Genomic DNA, 16,532 nt, shown 5'->3' on the forward strand with positions numbered 1-16,532 from the left:
GTTCGTTGACCGCGCGTGCCGAACCGGCGCTACGCCGCGGAAGGCGTGAGAGCCTCCGCTGCGGCGTTCGCCTTCGCGTCCTCTGCTTCCTCCCGCTCGAGCACGCGCTGCATGGCCGCAATAGCGCATTCGATCTGCCCGTCGTCAGGCTCGCGCGTGGTAAGGTACTGCATCTGCATGCCGGGCCACAGAACCACCTTGACGATGGGATTGTCCGGGTGGCTGCCCGCCCATTTCACGGTGATCTCGTAGGATATGCCCGCGATGACCGGCATGAGCAGGATGCGGATCAAAATGACCAGCGCCAGCTTGGGCGCGCCGTCGGCCACGCCCCATGCGTCGATGAGCGCGTTGATGGGCGTCACCGTGTACACGAAGATGGCGATGATCATGACCATGATGAGAAACGCGGTGCCGCAGCGCACGTGCAAGCGGGGGAAGCTGCGCGCGTTTTCCGGCGTAAGGGGCAGGCCGTGCTCGTAGCAGTGGATGGTCTTGTGCTCGGCGCCGTGGTAGCCGAACATGCGCTTGATGTCCTGCATGCGCCCGATCAGCCACAGGTAGAACACGAACACGAGCACGCGCAGCAAACCGTCGACCACGTTCCAGAGCACCGTATTGGAATCGTACTCGCCCACGATGAGGTTCGTGAGCGCCGCCGGCGCCACGATGAACAGCACCACGCCCAGCACCAGGCCGAGCACCATGGACACCGCCATCTCCTTCTTGCCGAATTCGACTTCCTCGTCCATGAACGACTTTTTCTCGACGTCCTTCGGCGCAGGGTCCTGGACGGGAGCGGAAAAAACAGGCTCCTCCACCACGTCAAGCGTCCTCTGGGCGCCCAGCCCGTCGATCACCGTTTCCGGTCGCCCGAAATCGTCCTTCCAGGAAAACGCCTTCTCCCCGCCCTCCCCGCCCCCGCCAGCGAGCGAGGGTCCAAGCCCCTCGAGATCGGCCGCAGGGTTCCCAGCGGACGAATCGGACGACGGAGATCCGTCGACGAGGGGGCCGGAGGGATCTGAAGCGAGTTCCGCACGAGCCGAACAGCCCTGCGGGCTGTTCGTGCGAGCAGGACTGTCCGAGCGGCAGACCCCTCCGACCCCCTCGGCAGCAGCCCCCTCTTCGTCCGATTCGTCCGCGAACGCGTGCAGCGCCGCGATCTCGAGAGCCTTGTAGCCTAGGACGAGCGACTCCACCATAGCCCGGCAGCCGCGCACGAGCGGCCAGTACATCCAGCCGTTCTTGCCCTGCCCCGACGCCAGGTCGTGCTCTTCCACGTACACGCCGCCGGAAGGTTCGCGCACGGCGACCGACCAGTTGTACCGGCCCCGCATCATAATGCCCTCGATAAGGGCCTGCCCTCCCACATGGGTCTTGACCGCGCCGTCCTCCGAGAACGCGCGCGAAAGATCGCTCTTCTGCTCGGCCACGTCAGCCCCTCTTCACGCGCGGATACGGGTTTCCGCAGGTCATCTTTCCTTCAGGGCAGTTCCCGCGGATGCAGGGCGCGCCCGCGTCCATGAACACGAACGGTGCGGTCGGACGCGCCAGCTCGAGCATGCGATGCGCCATGTCGCGGATCTCCCACTGCGCGCGGTTGCAGCAGCGCAGCGAGAAGAAGTGCAGCAGCTCGCGCACGTTCATGGTGATGACGATCTTCGTTTCGGCGGCGTTGGGCAGCAGGTAGCGGGCATCCTCCGCGGGAATGCCGGCGGCCAGCAGCTTCTCGTACGCTTCGATAGCCGCCTCGATCGCCCGGTCGAACACGGCTTCGGCCTGCGCATCGCCCGCGATGCTCTCCGGCTTGACGGTGGCCAGGCCGTCGGTGAACTTCACGTAGCGCTGGCTTTGCTGGTTGAAGCTGGCAATGCGGTGGCGCACCAGCTGGTGCGTGAGCGCGCGGGACACCCCGTCCACGGCGAAGGTGTAGCTGGCGTGTTCGAGCGTGGAGAAATGCCCGCTTGCCATGATGGTCGAAAGCACGCTTCGCACGCGCTCCTCGGGCATGGTTTCCATGAGCTCGGCAGCGCCGACGGGCGCGTAGCACAGGCGCGCGGCCGTTGCGATGGCGCGCTCGGGATCGGGCGTATGGTACAGCAGTTCAACGTGCATAGGACGAATACTCCTCTGTTAGAAATAATCCGTTTTCACGCACTCCACCCGTGCGCGATGCGGTATCGTTCTTTACCATAGTACCCGAAACCGACGGCTGCGCACCCGCTGGGCAAGCGGCCCTTCACGCGAAAGGCATGCCATGGAACCGTTCGTCCCCCTGCTTACCACGCACGATTGGAACGAAGAATGGAAGGCGCTGCAGAAGCTGCGCCGCCGCGTGGACGATGCCTCGTACTGGGACAAGCGCGCGTCCACCTTCTCCACGAAGGACGCGCCGAACCCCTACGTCGAACGATTTCTGGAACTGGCGGACGTGCAACCGGGCGAGACGGTGTTCGACATGGGATGCGGCACGGGCGCGCTCTGCATTCCACTGGGAAAGGCGGGGCACAAGGTGGTAGCCGCCGACTTCTCGCAGGGCATGCTCGACCGCATGGGGGAAGAGCTTGCGGAGCTGGGCGTGCGAACGGTGTTTCCCAAGCGCATGAGCTGGGAGGACGATTGGGCCAGCTTCGGCGTGCGTCCCGGCATGACCGACGTTGCCGTAGCTTCTCGGTCCATCGCCACCGCAGACCTGCGCGACTCGCTGCTGCGCTTGACCGACGTGGCGCGCCGACGCGTCTGCATCACGCTGTCAACCGGGGCCTCTCCGCGCACCGACGAGCGCCTGCTGGCCGACATAGGCCTTGACCAGGTAAGGGGGCACGACTACCTGTACGCCTTCAACATCCTGGCGAACGAGGGCCTCAAGCCCGAGCTGTCCTACATCGAAAGCGCCCGCGAGGACACCTTCGACTCTCGCGAAGACGCCTACGAGGCGTTCGCGCGCATGGTGAACGACGCGGCAACGGGCCTGGTCGACGACGATGTGCGCGAAAACGCGCTCGAAAAGCTGCGCGCATGGGCGAAAGACAACCTCGTGGACAACGAGCACGCCGGGCAGCCCGACAAGAAGGGCGTTGCGCAAGGACGTCTGCGCCTGCGCCAGCCGCGCACCGTCACCTGGGCGTTCCTCGCCTGGAACAAATAAGGGGCCGAAGCGTAGCCGGCAAGGCAAGGCAGGAAGCCAAGGCAGCGTCCTGCCGCCCCCGCCTTGCCGGCTACGCGATCGTTCCCTTGCTTTGCTCGATCAAGAATTCGCGCGACAGCGGCGTTTCGGGCAAAAAGGCGCCTTCTATCCGCGTGAACAGCGCGATCGCCTCGGCTGCCTCGAACACGCGGTTGCGCCCGCCGCCTCCCATCTGACGCAAAACGCCCGCCTCCACCAAATCGGAAACAGCGCGCGCGGCGGTGGAAAAGCTGCTTCCGATCAACTCGGCTGCAAAGGGGATGCTGACGACCGGGCTTCCTATCAGCTCGTTCATCAGCTTCCGCACGCACTTGCGCAACTCTATCCCGTTTCCCTTGACCTGCGCAGTCCATGAGTCGGTCAAAGCGGACGCCTCTCGACAGCACACCTTCGCGATGCGCACGGAAAGCTCGCAGGCTCGCGCGCAGTGGTACACCCATTCGTCCACGGCAAGCAGTTCGCCCGCATCCACGAAATCATGCTCGGTCAGATACGGTTCGAGCCTTCTTGTATGGCGCATGGTGGTCATGGCCGGCGTGATGGAGAACGGGGGCATGTAATGCTCGATAAGCCCCGCCTTGCGCCAGATCAGGATAGCCAGAATACGACCGATCTGGTCGGATCCCGCCATGAACGCCTTGGTCGCCTCAAGCTGGTAATGGGCGATGGCCGAGCGCGCTATAGGCGAATACGAATTGCGGTTGCAAAACTGCACGAGGTCCTTCATGAACCGAGGAAGCTGCGCCGCGGTCGGAGGCCGATACATGTCAAGATCCACGTCGGGGCTGCGCCGATGATTATAATCCCATGAACGAAGGCCGGCTTCCTTCTCCCAATACGACCCTTCGCTGATGCTGCGGTACAAAGCCTCCAGATGCGCGGCCGTTATATCGCCGTCTTGAGAAACGTCGGAAAGTATGAAGTTCACTGCGCCCTCCACCAAATGAGCGGCGTACGAAGCATCAAGTTGAGCCGACGTGCAGCCCGCATGCATGCGGGCTGCGTTCTTGACAAGCCGGGCAGAACCCGCCGGCGCATGCGTCCAGGAGCCAAGGTCCAGATAGCAGCACGCTCGGTAGCTCGGCTTCACGCCGTTAGTGCGCACCGAAGCCACGCCCTCCACGCGCGACAGCAAGCGCCGCAGCGGATAGGCCGACCCCTCGACCAGACAGTCGGACTTCGCCACCGCGATCTCCGCGCGAGCGACAACCGCAGCCGTCTCGCTGCTCAAAACGAAGTTGCGCGGGCACAGCAACTTGGGCTCGTAGGGCGCCCCCGAGCGCTTCTTTCGGTTGACCTTGTCCTTTTCCGCACGCACGGAAGCGAGGTCGGCGATGAGCCGCGCAAGGTCGTCCTGCCCGATCTGTCTGTCGAAATACTGCATGGCGGCACTCCGGCTCCAAGAGCCGAAACTCCCTCCCCTCGCGCTCCATTCTAGCATCGACGCGAGCGATGCCCCGCAAGCGGGCTCCTTATTTCCGATTTCGTTGATTTGCTAATACGACCATCCGTTTCGAGAATAATCGAAACCGCAAAACAAGCCGAATTCGGCTCGCATGCTTCCATTCCGATCCGTTCTGCAATACAGAGCCTTCGGCCATTGGCACCGCAGCACCGTCGTCTCTATGATCTTCGCGAACCCTGCAAGGGGTTGGAGCGGCCGCAGCAAGGGGGCGGCCGCACGACGATAGGAGGGAACATGGGAGCATCGACGCACGAAACGGCGGAAGCAAGATCGAGCATCACCCGTCGAAACCTGCTCAAATGGACGGGCGTCGCCGTAGCGGGAACCGCCGCGCTCGGCACGACCGGCTGCGCAGGATTCAACCAAAAGCCGGAAGGAGAAGCGGCGAAGGGGGCATCGGAAGGAACCTGGATCCCCTGCAACTGCTGGGCGGACTGCGGCAGCAAAGGCTTCAACAAGGTGTTCGTGCAGGACGGCGACTGCGTCCGCATGGGAACGGACAAAACCCACGCGGACTCCCCCGACTGCCCGCAGCTCAGGTCGTGCGCCCGCGGACGGGCTTTGCGCGGCATGGTATTCGGCGCCGATCGCATCAAGTACCCCATGAAGCGCAAAAGCTGGCAGCCCGGTGGCGGCGACAACGCCAACGGGGCGCTGCGCGGCAAGGACGACTGGGAGCGCATCAGCTGGGATGAAGCGTATCAGCTGATCGCCGGCGAGATCAAGCGCATCACCTCCGCGTACGGACACGATGCGATATTCGTGCCGGGCTACGTGGCCTCGCTGTTCGGGAACTGGGATATCGGGCGCATGCTGGCGCTGCACGGAGGGTACCTGGAGCACTGGGGCGCCTGCTCTTCGGGCGCATGGGGGTCGATGGCCAAGATATACGGCCTGGCCGAAGATACGAACGATCGCATGGACTTGCGAAAAGCCCAGATCATCGTACTGTGGGGATCGAACCCCGCCTGGAGCCGCACCGGTCTTCCCACCTACGACTACATGCAATGCAAAGCTGCGGGAACGAAGTTCATCTGCATAGACATCTTCCGTCACGCCACCGCCCAAGCCGTTGCCGACCAGTTCGTCGGCGTGCGACCGGGCACCGACACGGCGCTTGCCATCGCCATGGCCTACGTGCTGCTGACCCACGACGACCCCGCTGCAAAGCCGCTCATCGATTGGGATTTCCTGAACCGCTGCACCGTCGGATTCGACGCGGACCACATGCCCGAAGGAGCGGCGCCCGAGGACAACTTCAAAGACTATGTGCTGGGCACCTACGACAATACGCCGAAAACGCCCGAATGGGCAGCGGAGATCTGCGGCGTAAGCCCCGCCGTGATCACCGATCTGGCTTTGCAGATCGCGCAGACCGAGCGCGTATCCATCATCATGTCCCCCGCGCCGTCGCGCACCACCAACGGGACCACGTGGCCCCAGGCCATCATGACGCTTGGGGCCATGGCCGGCTGCATCGGCAAGCCGGGCTGCTGCACCGGATCCGACGCCGGCCACTCCTGGTTGCAGGGCGGCTACCTGACCTTGCTGCAGGGCGGCACCATACTCGGCGAGCCCTCATGGACTACGTCGGGAAACATCGCGCCCATCTGGAACCCCCTCGGCGGAGACTCCATCGAGTACGGCGTGCCCAACGGCATGTACAAGCTGCCCGAAGAGCCGTATTACCGCATCAACATCAACGAGGCATGGACGGGCATTCTGTCCGGCGAGTTCACCACCGGCCTGGGCAAGAAGCGCCCCTGCAACGTGCACATGATCTACGATACGCACGAGAACATCATCAACCAGGCACCGGGGACCATGCTGGCCATTGAAGCCTACCGCAAAATGGACTGCGTCGTAGCCCAGAACATCGTGATGACCACGGCTTGCCGCTACGCGGACATCGTCTTGCCCGTCACCACCCAATGGGAGCGCTACGGAGACTTCACCGCAGCGTATCGCGAGCAAGTACTGTGGACGAGCCAAGTATGCGAGCCTTTGTTCGAAGCCAAAAGCGACGTGGACATTGCCGCAGAGCTGTCAGAGCACATCGGCGTCGATCCGAAGCAAGTGCGCCCGCTCGAGCTCAAGCAGCAGGTCTTCGATTGGGTTGCCGCCGCAACCGCAACCAAAAAGGATGGAAGCGGCGTAGAGAACCTGGTCAGCGTCACGGAAGACGACCTGAAAGAACTTGGCGTGGAAGGCAAGCCCCAAGAAGGTCGCGTGCCCATCCTCGACTTCAAGCGCGACGGCATCTACACGGTGGAGCGCTCCGAAGGAGACGGTCTGGATTACGTGGTGCTGGAAGCCTTCCGCAAGGATCCCGAAGCGAATCCCATAGCCACCACGAAAACGGGCAAGCTCGAGATCTGCTCGCCGAACGCCGCCGCGCGCGTAAAGGCATGCGGATGGACCGAGATCCCGCCCATCGCCAAATACGAACCCGGCATCGAAGGATACGAGGAGACGTTTTCCGATTGGGCTGGCAAAGTGAAGGGCGAATACCCCTATCAGCTGGTCAGCCTGCACATTCCGCGCCATTCGCATTCCTCGTTCGCCGACGTCCCCAATCTGCGCGAGGCGTTCGACCACCCGCTGTACATGAATCCGCTCGATGCCGCGGACATCGGGTGCGAAACGGGCCAGACGGTTCTCATCACCTCGAAATGGGGCAAGAGCCTGCGCCCGCTGCTGGTCACCGAGATCATGATGCCCGGAGTGCTGGGCCTCGGCCAAGGCTCGTGGGTGGAGATCGACGAGGAAACCGGCATCGACATGGCCGGCAGCGTTAACGTGCTGAACGGCCCCAACTGCGTAGGATACGGCCATCAGGCATGGAACAGCTGCATCGTGAAGGTCGAGAAATGGACGGGAACGCCACTCGCCCCCGATTACGCCTGGGAACCGCGCGAAGTGTTTAAGGAGGACTAATCATGTCTCAAATGGGCTTTTACATCGACAGCGCTTCGTGCACCGGCTGCAAGGCCTGCGAACTCGCTTGCAAGGACAAGAACAACCTCGACGTGGGCGCTCGGCTTCGCCGCGTGCGGATGATGTGCGGCGGAACGTGGGAGAAAGACAAGGCACTGAACTGCTTCACCCCGCAAGGCGTGTTCTCGTACTCGGTATCGTTCTCGTGCGGGCACTGCGACTCCCCCGCTTGCTTCGCCAAATGCCCGCAAGGGGCCATCTCGAAGGACGCGGACACGGGCATCGTCACCATCGATCCCGAGAAGTGCATCGGGTGCGGCACCTGCAATGCAGCCTGCCCGTACGGCGCGTGCCAGCTGGTCGAAGCTGAAAAGAAATCGCGCAAGTGCGATCTGTGCAAAGATCTGCTCGCCCTTGGCGAAGAGCCTGCATGCGTGGGAATCTGTCCGCAGCGCGCGCTGGCAATAGGCGAGATCGAAGAGCTCCGCAGCACCTACGGCAAGGTTGCCGACGTGCAACCGCTGCCCCCTTCGTCGGAAACGCTTCCCAACGTGGCGATTACCACGCACAAAGACGCCGTGTTCGAAGAGGGCGCAGGACGGCCTCTCTCGCTTGAACAATAATCCCAACGCGCAAGGGGCTGCGGATCGCCCGAAGCCCCTTGCGTCGACGATTCGATAGGAGACGACATGGACACCGATGCCATCCGATCAAGGCTCGCAGAAGAAGAAGCCCTGCTCACGCTGCTCGGAAGACTGCTGTACGGCATGCCGGATCGCGATCTTTTCGCCCGCGTCGTCGAAGAGCGCCTGTTCGAGTCCATACCCTTCGTAGACGGCGCGCGGGCAAGGCAGCCGCAGGATCTGCTCCTTGCCTGGATGGACGCCTGCGCGACGCCCTTTTCCGACAGCGACTTCGAAGCCGTCCGCGTCGACTACACGCGCCTGTTCGTGGGCACCCAAAAGGTAGCCGCCCCCCTTTGGGAATCGGTGCACTTCAGCCGCGAGCGCATGGTGTTTCAGGAGCGAACGCTGCAAGTGCGAGCAGCGTACCGAGCATACAACCTGGAGGTAGAGGGCTTTCAGCACGAACCGGACGACCATCTTGCCTCCGAACTGCTGTTTGCGGCGCATCTGGCGCGCATCGCAAAGGAGAGCCTCGACGCCGGCAACGAAGAAGGATTCGAGCGGGCGATGTCCGATCAACATGATTTTCTGGAAGAGCACCCGAACTCCTGGGTGGAAGGTTGGCGCGACCTGATCCTGGAAAAATCGAACAGCAACCTGTACCGGGGCCTTTCGATGCTGATCACGCAAGCCTGCAAGGAATCCGCGCTGCTTGCCAAGGAGCTGAAAAGGACGGGCGACGCATGCCCTGGATGCGAGGCCCGCTGCCCCGCATCCAGTTGCAACGCGTAGGGAAAACGAGCAGGGCGGGCGAGGCGGAGCAAACCCGCCCTCGCCTCGCCCCGCATCCCTCGATCTACACGGCGACCCGTTCGAACATGTCCCGGCCCACGCCGCACACGGGACACACGTAATCTTCCGGCAGCTCGTCAAGGTACTCCATGTGGCCGCACACCGTGCATCGCCAAGCGAACTTCGGCTTCGCGTCGCCTTCACCGGGCGCAGAAGCAGGCTCCTCGCCCAGGTAACTCGATGCCTTCGGTGGCGTTTTCCCGCCCTTGACCAGGTGATAATAGGCGTACGTCATCGGATCGCCCGCGCAGGTTTTCTCCGCTTCCTCCACCTCGCCCACAAATAGGATATGCGTGCCCAGGTTGACGATCTGCACGACGCGCGCCGAAAAGCGCGAAACGCACTGTTCGGCCACGTAGGGAACGCCCGCCGCGTCTTCGGCCGTCTCGCACGAAGCGAACTTGTCCACATCGGCGCTCGAATGGAAGCCGAAGGTGCCGATAAGCTCCATCGTCGCCTCCTGGGACAAGCACGTTGCCGTGAAACGACCGGACTCGAGCACGGCTTCGGTCGTAGCGTTTTCCTTGTTCAACGTCACGCTCACCTGCATAGGGGAAGACGTCACCTGCTGAAACGTGTTCGCAACGCATCCGAAGCGCTTTCCCTCATGCTGCGCGCCAACGATGTAGAGCCCATAGCTCAAGCTATGAAAGGCCGATTTATCGATCATGATGGCACCTTCCCGCCGCGATGCGCCTGCCCGCGGTCCTGTCTCGTCTAATACCGATCGGTCGATTTTGATGATACTTGGTATCGTTTGCTCAAACAAGATCGAATGCCGAACGCAAGGTCGAACGAGCCTCGCCGTCGGGAGCGAGCATCTTCGCACCGCCCCAAACATCGCCGAACCGTTCGGCAGCAGCTTCGAGCAGCCACGCCCGCACCACCACGAGGGCGTGAGCGCTTCGGGCCGAAGGGCCCTGCGAAAGCACGTCCATGGCCGACGTCAGCCCGCCGCCGCGCAGCAGCTCCAACTGCCCCAGCTCGTCCACTACCAGCAAACCTGGGCTGTGCGGCGGATCAGCAGCTTTCAGCCTATCGAAATGAGCGTTCACCTGCGCAAGGGCATCGTCCGATATCTCCCAGGCAAGCTTCGCGCGAGCGCTCTGGCTTTCTTCGCGAAACGTTCCTTCGGCCAAAGCCAGATCGCGCCGCCGGGCAAAGGAAACCCGCTCGCCGCCCGGAAGCAAGACGTTGTCGATACCGATCTTTTCCAGAGTTTCGGCTCCCACCGCCGCAGAACAACCGGCGGCTTTTCCGGCTTCGCTCCCTCGCCAGACGCCAGGGGCCAAGACGCCCTCCACCGCAACGCCCTGGGCGACAAGCCCCTTCACCGCAGCCTCCAGCCAGCGGGTCTTCCCTATCTGCACGTCGCCTGTTAGCAGGAACAGCATGGTCGGCGCCCCTTCCTTGATTCTTCTCAACGGTGTATTATACGCCAATAGGTACAATATAAACGACGCGCTGCACGCAAAGGCGCTTCGACACGAAAACCTGCGAACAAGGAGAGCCGTATGGAACGCTCCGAGAACAGCACCTGCTCGAACGCACGCGAAGCGGAAACGGGCGATTCCTCCGGCACGCTGGAAAACCGATCCCCGTGGCAATTCTACGACTTGCTGATCGAAGGGATCCCCGAAGATCTTGCCGTGCGTGATTACTGTTTGGGAACGCACTGGTCGTACGTGGAGGCCGACTGCGGCATGGGCGTAAGCTTCACCTGCAAAGGCGGAGCGAGGCGCCAGGCCAAAAACGATTTGCGCGGATGCTCGCTTCGCGCGATGGCCCAGCTTGCGAAGTCATGGTGCTTCGAGGAAGCCACGCTTGGGGTGGCGGCTCTCAACGCCTACTACGCGCAGAAGCGCCTGCTCGATCCGCTGGGAGCCGTCTACGACGAGCCCGTCGAGCGTCCGGACGGAACCGTGCGAAGCAAAGACGCGTTCGAGCTGTACCGACCGCGCATCGCGGCGCAAGGCAACGCCAACGTCGTGGTGGTCGGGCACTTTCCCCATGTCGACCGCATTGCCGAATACGCCAATCTGACGGTGCTCGAAAGAAACTGCTCGCAGCCGCTCGACACGCCCGACCCCGCCTGCGAATACGTCGTCCCCCTGGCCGATTACGCGTTCGTAACGGGCGTGACCATCATCAACAAGACCGCGCCCCGCTTGCTGGACCTGGCGAAGAGCGCGACCACCGTCATGGTGGGCCCGAGCGTGGTCATGTCGACGCAGCTGTTCGACCGCGGCGTCGACATGCTGGCCGGCAGCGTCGTAGCCGATCCCGAGAAAGCCCGCTTCGCCGTGAAGAGCGGAGCCGGGCAGTTCTTCGGCGAAGCGCTCCAAATGACGTCGATCACGCGGGAGCTCGCGTAGCAAGATCCCACCTCGCGCGCCGTGGGGCAACTCTCAAGCACGCCGTCCGCCGCACGCGAGGGCAGCGCGGTGCGGGCTTGCCCTGGACGAGCGCGCGAGCAAGCGCTGCGCCCGTCGCGCACGAAGACGGCGCGCAAGAAAAACCGCGATCCGTGGTAGGTTTTGACGGTTTGAGGTCGTCCTGACAGGTGCTGGGCGTGCGGGTTTGCACACTTAGCTTCACGTCACCTCGCTCACCTGCGGAAACGCAATAGACCCACATACAAGCAAGATCGATCAGCCAACCCAACGACCCCAAACCGTCAAAACCTACCACGGATCGCATAATTTTCTGCTGAAGGAGAAATCGGGGCGCGAAGCGCGCCGGCAGCATCGTCCGGCCCCCCGTGCCGGTCGGCGGCCCACCCGTTTCGCCCACGCGGACCGATCGCTCGTCGGACCGCCCCCGCCCGTTTCGCCCGCTCGACCAACCACTCGGCCGCCCGCTCGCGCAACCCCCCACCCGCTCCGGGCGCAGCGCGGACCGCCCTCCCGCACGACCCGCGCCCCGCCGACCCTCCGCTACCGGCCCCAACCCGCCTCAGGCAGCCCTCGTGCCAGCTTCGGCACCATTTATATTTATTTGATTATATTCTCGTTCTAGTATATATTTAAGAAACAATATTATTCTTCATTGGGGGACTATGAAGACACGAGAGCTCAACGACCCGCCCGACGCATCGAAGGCGACCGCGCCTGGCAAAGAGGCGAACAGCAGCCGTGACCTTGATCCCGAGATGCGCGCCGCCCGCTGCGCATCCCGAAGAAACGCGCGTCGCGCCAACGCCCTCTTGCTCGCGCTCGGCATCCTGCTCATAGCAAGCGCGCTCGCTTCGCTCATGCTGGGTCGCTATCCCATCACGCCGGTAGAAGCAGTGGGAATGCTAGCCAACTTAGCCTTTCCCGTGGATCCGTTCTGGACCCCGCAGCAGGAAACGCTCTTCTTCCAAGTGCGCCTGCCGCGCATAGTGCTGGCCGTCATGGTGGGATGCAGCCTTGCCACAGCGGGCGCAGCCTACCAGGGGACGTTTCAGAACCCGCTCGTATCGCCCGACATACTAGGAGCGTCGCAAGGCGCGGCGTTCGGAGCGGCATGCGCCATTCTGCTGGGCATGGGCGCGTTCGGCGTTTCCGCCTCCGCCTTCCTGTTCTCTATCGCAGCCGTGATGCTGGTGCTGCTCATCGGCACGCGAGCCCGAGGGAATCACCTGCTCATCGTGGTGCTGGCGGGCGTGATGGTCAGCTCGCTGTTTTCAGCGGGCGTCTCGTTCACCAAGCTGATAGCCGATCCCAACAACCAGCTTGCCGCCATCACGTACTGGCTCATGGGCAGCCTGACTGGAGCCAAGTGGAGCGACATGGCCCTGGCGGCCATCCCCATGGCAGTCGGGCTGGGAGCGCTGTTCGCCCTGCGCTGGCGCATCAACGTGCTGACCATGGGCGACGACGAAGCTTCCACCATGGGCGTGAACGCGCGTCGAACACGGCTCATCGTCATTCTGGCGGCAACCCTGATCACCGCCTCCAGCGTAGCCGTATCGGGCATGATCGGATGGGTCGGCCTGGTCATCCCCCACCTTTCCCGCATGGTCATCGGCTGCGACTACCGCAAACTGCTGCCGGCGAGCATGCTCATGGGCGCCAGCTTCATGCTGATAGTGGACGACATCGCCCGGCTGGTCGCAACCGCGGAGATACCCATCGGCATACTGACCGCATTCGTAGGCGCGCCGTTCTTCTTGTACCTCATCACCCGGAAGAAGCAGAAGCTATGAGCATCGACGTCAAGAACCTGAGCTTTTCCTACGGAAGCCGCGAGGTGCTGCACAATGTCAGCTTCTCCATCCCCGACAACATGCTGGTGAACGTGCTGGGACCCAACGGCGTAGGGAAATCCACGTTGTTTCGCTGCATCCTGTGCCTGAACGCCGCCTGGACAGGCGAGATCACCGTGAATGGAAAGAACCTGCGCGACCTCCCCATTCGCGAACGGGCGCGCGAGGTGGCCTACATCCCGCAGTCGCACTCGTCCACGTACGATTACGACGTGCTCGACGTGGTGCTCATGAGCGCTGGAGGCGACGTCGGGCTGTTCGGAACGCCGAAACGCCAGCATACGGACCGCGCCTGGGAAGCGCTCGAGCGCGTGGGCGTGGCGCATTTGGGACACCGCCCCTACACGCAGATATCCGGCGGCGAGAAGCAGCTAGTCCTTATCGCGCGCGCCATCGCCCAGAATGCGCGCACCATCGTCATGGACGAGCCCACCAGCGCGCTGGACTACGGCAACACGGTGCGCGTGCTGTCCACCGTACGTCAGCTTGCTCGCGAAGGCATGAGTATCGTGCAATCAACCCATCAGCCTGACCAGGCTTTTCTCTACTCCGACCGCACCCTCGTCATCAACGAGGGCCGCGTGCACGCCTTCGGCGACCCCAAAGAGGTCATCACGAAGGAGCTGGTAAGCGCCATCTACCACGTGGACGTGGAGGTCAACTCCCTATACGGCGACAAGGTGCGCGTTTGCGTGCCGGTACGCGAGATAGAACGGTAGGCTCAAGAAGCAACGGAAAGGAAGGCTCCCATGGGAGGGACTACGAAAACGAAGAAAGCGCCCTGGACCGCGCGCTTGCTGATCGCATGCGTGCTATGTCTTGGCTTGGCGTTCGTCGCAAGCGGCTGCGCCCAGCAAGCGCCGAGCGCGGACGAAGGCGCGAAGCAGGATCAGCCCGCGCAAAACGAGACCCGCACGTTCACCGATTCGGCGGGGCGCACGGTCGAGGTGCCGGCGCAAATCGACCGCATTGCGCCGGCCGGCCACACCGCAACACAGGTACTGCTCACGATGGCCCCCGACAAGCTGGTGTCGATCTCGACCGAGCTTACCGCGGATCAGGCGAAGTATCTGGGAGCGGACTATGCGAACCTGCCCGTAACGGGAGCAGCGTTCGGCGCGAAGGGCGACCTCAACAAAGAGGCCGTCGCCGCCTCCGGGGCCCAAATCCTCATCGATACCGGCGAGCTCAAAGACGGCATCAAGGAAGACCTGGACACGTTGCAGCAGCAGCTGGGCATCCCCGTGGTGGTCATCGAAACCAAGATGAGCGACTACGGCAAAGCCTATGAAATGCTCGGCGAGCTTCTGGGCATGCAGAACCGCGGCAAGGAGCTGTCCGACTACTGCAAGGCAGCCTACGACGAAACCGTGTCCGTCATGAGCACCATCCCCGAGTCCGATCGCGTCAACGTTGCCTACCTTTTGGGTGGCAAGGGGACGAACACCATCGCGAAGAACTCCTATCAGGGACAGGTGGTCGATCTGGTTGCCAACAACGTGGCCGACCTGGGCAAGGTCTCCGGCAGCGGCGCGGGCGTCGAGATCAGCATGGAGCAGCTGGCTCTGTGGGATCCGCAGCTGATCCTGTTCGCAGGAGGAAGCATCTACGACTCCGTAGGTTCCGATGCCGCGTTTGCAGAGCTGACGGCCGTCAAGAACGGATCCTACTACGAGGTGCCCAGTACGCCGTGGAACTGGCTGAACAACCCGCCTACGGTCAACCAGGTGCTGGGCATGCAGTGGCTTCCCCGCCTGCTCTATCCTGACAAGTACGACAACGATCTGTACGAAACGGTGTCGGGCTACTTCAAGACGTTTTACGGCTACGATTTGAGCAAGGCCGAGTTCGATCAGATCGCAGCGCACGCGCAGCCTAAGGCATAGCAGCCGCGCTCGTATAGAAGAACCGCAGGAGAGCCCGGTACGCCGGGCTCTCCTGACGCACAAGGGAAACCGGACAAGGAGAGGCGCATGGGAGAAAAGATACTCGATGGATTCCCCTCGAAGGAAGAGGCTCTGGACGATTTCTTCGCCGCATGGGAGCCGGTGCGGCGCACCGAATACGTAACGCTCGACCATGCGGTAGGCCGCGTGCTGGCGCGCGACCTGACGTCCGCGAACACCCTGCCGGTGGTGCGCGCGTCCTCGTTCGACGGCATCGCGGTGAAGTCTGCCGCGTTCGCGAACGGACTGCCCGACACGAGCAGCTGGAAGCTCGGCGTCGATTACGCGCGCGCCGATACCGGCGACGATTTCCCCGACGAGTTCGACGCCGTGGTGATGATCGAGAAAGCGGCTATCCAGGAAGACGGATCGGTGATACTCGACAAGGACGCGCTCGTCGAGCCCGGCTCGGGCGTACGACCCGCAGGATCAACGCTGCGCGCAGGAGATGCGCTCATGAACGCAGGAACCATCGTCCGTCCCACCGATCTGGCCGCGCTTGCCATGGGAGGCGTTGCCATGGTGCCCGTGCGCGCCAAGCCGCGCGTCGCCTTCATTCCCACGGGCAGCGAGCTCGTGCCCGCCGGCATCAAGCCGTACCGCGGGCAGAACGTCGACGCGAACAGCCTCATGTGCAAGCACCTGCTGATCGAGTACGGAGCGGAACCCGTGCTGTTCCCTCTCGTGCACGACGATCCCGCCGACCTTGAGCGGGCGTTCGAGGAAGCGCTCTCGACTGCCGACCTGGTGGTGATCAACGGCGGTTCCGCGCTTGGCGAGGAGGACTTCAACGCCCGCCTGATCAAGCGGCGGGGACGCGTGGTGCATCACTATATCGCTGCCGTTCCGGGACGCCCGCTCATGATGGCCGTGGTGGACGAAAAGCCGGTCGTCAACCTGCCCGGGCCGACTATGGCGGCCTACTTCGGATCCGAATGGTGCCTGCAAGCCGTAATCGCGCGCATGCTGGACATCCCCCTGCATCGTCATCCCACGGTGCAGGCGCGCGCCGATGCAGCGAAGTCGAGCATCCCGAAGATGGCGAACATCGCGCGCGTGCAGGTGGAGCGCGACGGCGAGGGCTACACGGCCCGCTTTCTCAACTTCAAAGCCGGCGAGCTGGCCGCCTGCATGACGTCGAACGCGCAACGCGTATCCCCTATCGGCGAAGCAGGCTGGGAGGAAGGAGACCTCCTGGAAGTGGAGCTTCTTCGGGGCGAGGAGTTCATCGAGGCACGCCGAGCCAATCGATGAAGCAGTACGGCCCGCA

The 16,532-nt window shown here is 63.1% G+C and carries 14 protein-coding genes; 9 read left to right on the top strand and 5 right to left on the bottom strand.

Annotation, left to right across the window (positions count from 1 at the left end; genetic code table 11):
- Positions 1 to 29: 29 nt before the first annotated feature.
- Complete coding sequence (locus ACMNI9_RS00435) at positions 30 to 1,433, bottom strand: DUF1385 domain-containing protein (RefSeq protein WP_418830236.1); 1,404 nt, start codon at positions 1,431 to 1,433, stop codon at positions 30 to 32.
- A gap of 1 nt (position 1,434) precedes the next feature.
- On the bottom strand, positions 1,435 to 2,115 hold the full coding sequence (gene thyX, locus ACMNI9_RS00440; RefSeq protein WP_216529800.1) for an FAD-dependent thymidylate synthase: 681 nt from the start codon (positions 2,113 to 2,115) through the stop codon (positions 1,435 to 1,437).
- Between the two features lie 142 nt (positions 2,116 to 2,257).
- Here thyX and ACMNI9_RS00445 point away from each other — a divergent pair, with 142 nt between their 5' ends.
- Positions 2,258 to 3,148 (top strand): class I SAM-dependent methyltransferase, encoded by an 891-nt coding sequence (locus ACMNI9_RS00445; protein ID WP_216529799.1) that lies wholly within the window; start codon positions 2,258 to 2,260, stop codon positions 3,146 to 3,148.
- A 70-nt stretch (positions 3,149 to 3,218) separates the two neighbouring features.
- On the opposite strand, the gene ACMNI9_RS00450 is transcribed toward ACMNI9_RS00445, so the two are convergent.
- Positions 3,219 to 4,571, bottom strand: coding sequence for a Fic family protein (locus tag ACMNI9_RS00450; protein WP_418830240.1), 1,353 nt, complete (start codon positions 4,569 to 4,571; stop codon positions 3,219 to 3,221).
- 315 nt (positions 4,572 to 4,886) lie between these two features.
- Here ACMNI9_RS00450 and ACMNI9_RS00455 point away from each other — a divergent pair, with 315 nt between their 5' ends.
- The 3 genes from ACMNI9_RS00455 (at position 4,887) to ACMNI9_RS00465 (ending at position 9,007) form a co-directional block, all read left to right on the top strand.
- The gene (locus ACMNI9_RS00455) at positions 4,887 to 7,589 is read left to right on the top strand and encodes a molybdopterin-dependent oxidoreductase (RefSeq protein WP_418830243.1); all 2,703 of its coding nucleotides are present in this window, start codon (positions 4,887 to 4,889) and stop codon (positions 7,587 to 7,589) included.
- Between the two features lie 2 nt (positions 7,590 to 7,591).
- Entirely contained in the window at positions 7,592 to 8,212 is a 621-nt protein-coding gene (locus ACMNI9_RS00460; RefSeq protein WP_418830246.1) for a 4Fe-4S dicluster domain-containing protein, read from the top strand.
- Between the two features lie 66 nt (positions 8,213 to 8,278).
- Positions 8,279 to 9,007, top strand: a complete 729-nt coding sequence (locus ACMNI9_RS00465; protein WP_418830248.1) for a TorD/DmsD family molecular chaperone — start codon at positions 8,279 to 8,281, stop codon at positions 9,005 to 9,007.
- Between the two features lie 64 nt (positions 9,008 to 9,071).
- On the opposite strand, the gene ACMNI9_RS00470 is transcribed toward ACMNI9_RS00465, so the two are convergent.
- Together ACMNI9_RS00470 and ACMNI9_RS00475 are read right to left on the bottom strand one after the other, a co-directional pair.
- Entirely contained in the window at positions 9,072 to 9,737 is a 666-nt protein-coding gene (locus tag ACMNI9_RS00470; protein WP_114567920.1) for a flavin reductase, read from the bottom strand.
- 91 nt (positions 9,738 to 9,828) lie between these two features.
- Positions 9,829 to 10,461 carry a hypothetical protein gene (locus ACMNI9_RS00475; protein ID WP_418830252.1) on the bottom strand — a complete coding sequence of 211 codons (633 nt, stop codon included), beginning with the start codon at positions 10,459 to 10,461 and terminating at the stop codon, positions 9,829 to 9,831.
- 120 nt (positions 10,462 to 10,581) lie between these two features.
- On the opposite strand from ACMNI9_RS00475, the gene ACMNI9_RS00480 reads away from it, so the two are divergent.
- The 5 genes from ACMNI9_RS00480 to ACMNI9_RS00500 all read left to right on the top strand — a co-directional run bounded on the left by ACMNI9_RS00480 (position 10,582) and on the right by ACMNI9_RS00500 (position 16,516).
- Positions 10,582 to 11,442, top strand: a complete 861-nt coding sequence (locus tag ACMNI9_RS00480) for a Rossmann-like domain-containing protein (RefSeq protein ID WP_418830255.1) — start codon at positions 10,582 to 10,584, stop codon at positions 11,440 to 11,442.
- Positions 11,443 to 12,125: 683 nt separating this feature from the next.
- Complete coding sequence (locus tag ACMNI9_RS00485; RefSeq protein WP_418830258.1) at positions 12,126 to 13,256, top strand: FecCD family ABC transporter permease; 1,131 nt, start codon at positions 12,126 to 12,128, stop codon at positions 13,254 to 13,256.
- Positions 13,253 to 14,035, top strand: coding sequence for an ABC transporter ATP-binding protein (locus ACMNI9_RS00490; RefSeq protein WP_216529794.1), 783 nt, complete (start codon positions 13,253 to 13,255; stop codon positions 14,033 to 14,035). The genes ACMNI9_RS00485 and ACMNI9_RS00490 overlap by 4 nt, the downstream gene beginning before the upstream one ends.
- A gap of 30 nt (positions 14,036 to 14,065) precedes the next feature.
- The gene (locus ACMNI9_RS00495; RefSeq protein WP_418830261.1) at positions 14,066 to 15,202 is read left to right on the top strand and encodes an ABC transporter substrate-binding protein; all 1,137 of its coding nucleotides are present in this window, start codon (positions 14,066 to 14,068) and stop codon (positions 15,200 to 15,202) included.
- Between the two features lie 87 nt (positions 15,203 to 15,289).
- Positions 15,290 to 16,516 carry a molybdopterin molybdotransferase MoeA gene (locus tag ACMNI9_RS00500; RefSeq protein WP_418830264.1) on the top strand — a complete coding sequence of 409 codons (1,227 nt, stop codon included), beginning with the start codon at positions 15,290 to 15,292 and terminating at the stop codon, positions 16,514 to 16,516.
- Positions 16,517 to 16,532: the final 16 nt, after the last annotated feature.

Origin of the sequence: Paraeggerthella sp. (genome assembly GCF_048427265.1) — a bacterium.
Taxonomy (GTDB): domain Bacteria; phylum Actinomycetota; class Coriobacteriia; order Coriobacteriales; family Eggerthellaceae; genus Paraeggerthella; species Paraeggerthella hominis.

What these genes read in the sequence shown, in the direction of transcription:
- thyX (WP_216529800.1), bottom strand. Translation starts at nt 2,115, where the DNA reads ATGCACGTTGAACTGCTGTACCATACGCCCGATCCCGAGCGCGCCATC.
- ACMNI9_RS00445 (WP_216529799.1), top strand. Translation starts at nt 2,258, where the DNA reads ATGGAACCGTTCGTCCCCCTGCTTACCACGCACGATTGGAACGAAGAA.
- ACMNI9_RS00450 (WP_418830240.1), bottom strand. Translation starts at nt 4,571, where the DNA reads ATGCAGTATTTCGACAGACAGATCGGGCAGGACGACCTTGCGCGGCTC.
- ACMNI9_RS00455 (WP_418830243.1), top strand. Translation starts at nt 4,887, where the DNA reads ATGGGAGCATCGACGCACGAAACGGCGGAAGCAAGATCGAGCATCACC.
- ACMNI9_RS00460 (WP_418830246.1), top strand. Translation starts at nt 7,592, where the DNA reads ATGTCTCAAATGGGCTTTTACATCGACAGCGCTTCGTGCACCGGCTGC.
- ACMNI9_RS00465 (WP_418830248.1), top strand. Translation starts at nt 8,279, where the DNA reads ATGGACACCGATGCCATCCGATCAAGGCTCGCAGAAGAAGAAGCCCTG.
- ACMNI9_RS00470 (WP_114567920.1), bottom strand. Translation starts at nt 9,737, where the DNA reads ATGATCGATAAATCGGCCTTTCATAGCTTGAGCTATGGGCTCTACATC.
- ACMNI9_RS00475 (WP_418830252.1), bottom strand. Translation starts at nt 10,461, where the DNA reads ATGCTGTTCCTGCTAACAGGCGACGTGCAGATAGGGAAGACCCGCTGG.
- ACMNI9_RS00480 (WP_418830255.1), top strand. Translation starts at nt 10,582, where the DNA reads ATGGAACGCTCCGAGAACAGCACCTGCTCGAACGCACGCGAAGCGGAA.
- ACMNI9_RS00485 (WP_418830258.1), top strand. Translation starts at nt 12,126, where the DNA reads ATGAAGACACGAGAGCTCAACGACCCGCCCGACGCATCGAAGGCGACC.
- ACMNI9_RS00490 (WP_216529794.1), top strand. Translation starts at nt 13,253, where the DNA reads ATGAGCATCGACGTCAAGAACCTGAGCTTTTCCTACGGAAGCCGCGAG.
- ACMNI9_RS00495 (WP_418830261.1), top strand. Translation starts at nt 14,066, where the DNA reads ATGGGAGGGACTACGAAAACGAAGAAAGCGCCCTGGACCGCGCGCTTG.
- ACMNI9_RS00500 (WP_418830264.1), top strand. Translation starts at nt 15,290, where the DNA reads ATGGGAGAAAAGATACTCGATGGATTCCCCTCGAAGGAAGAGGCTCTG.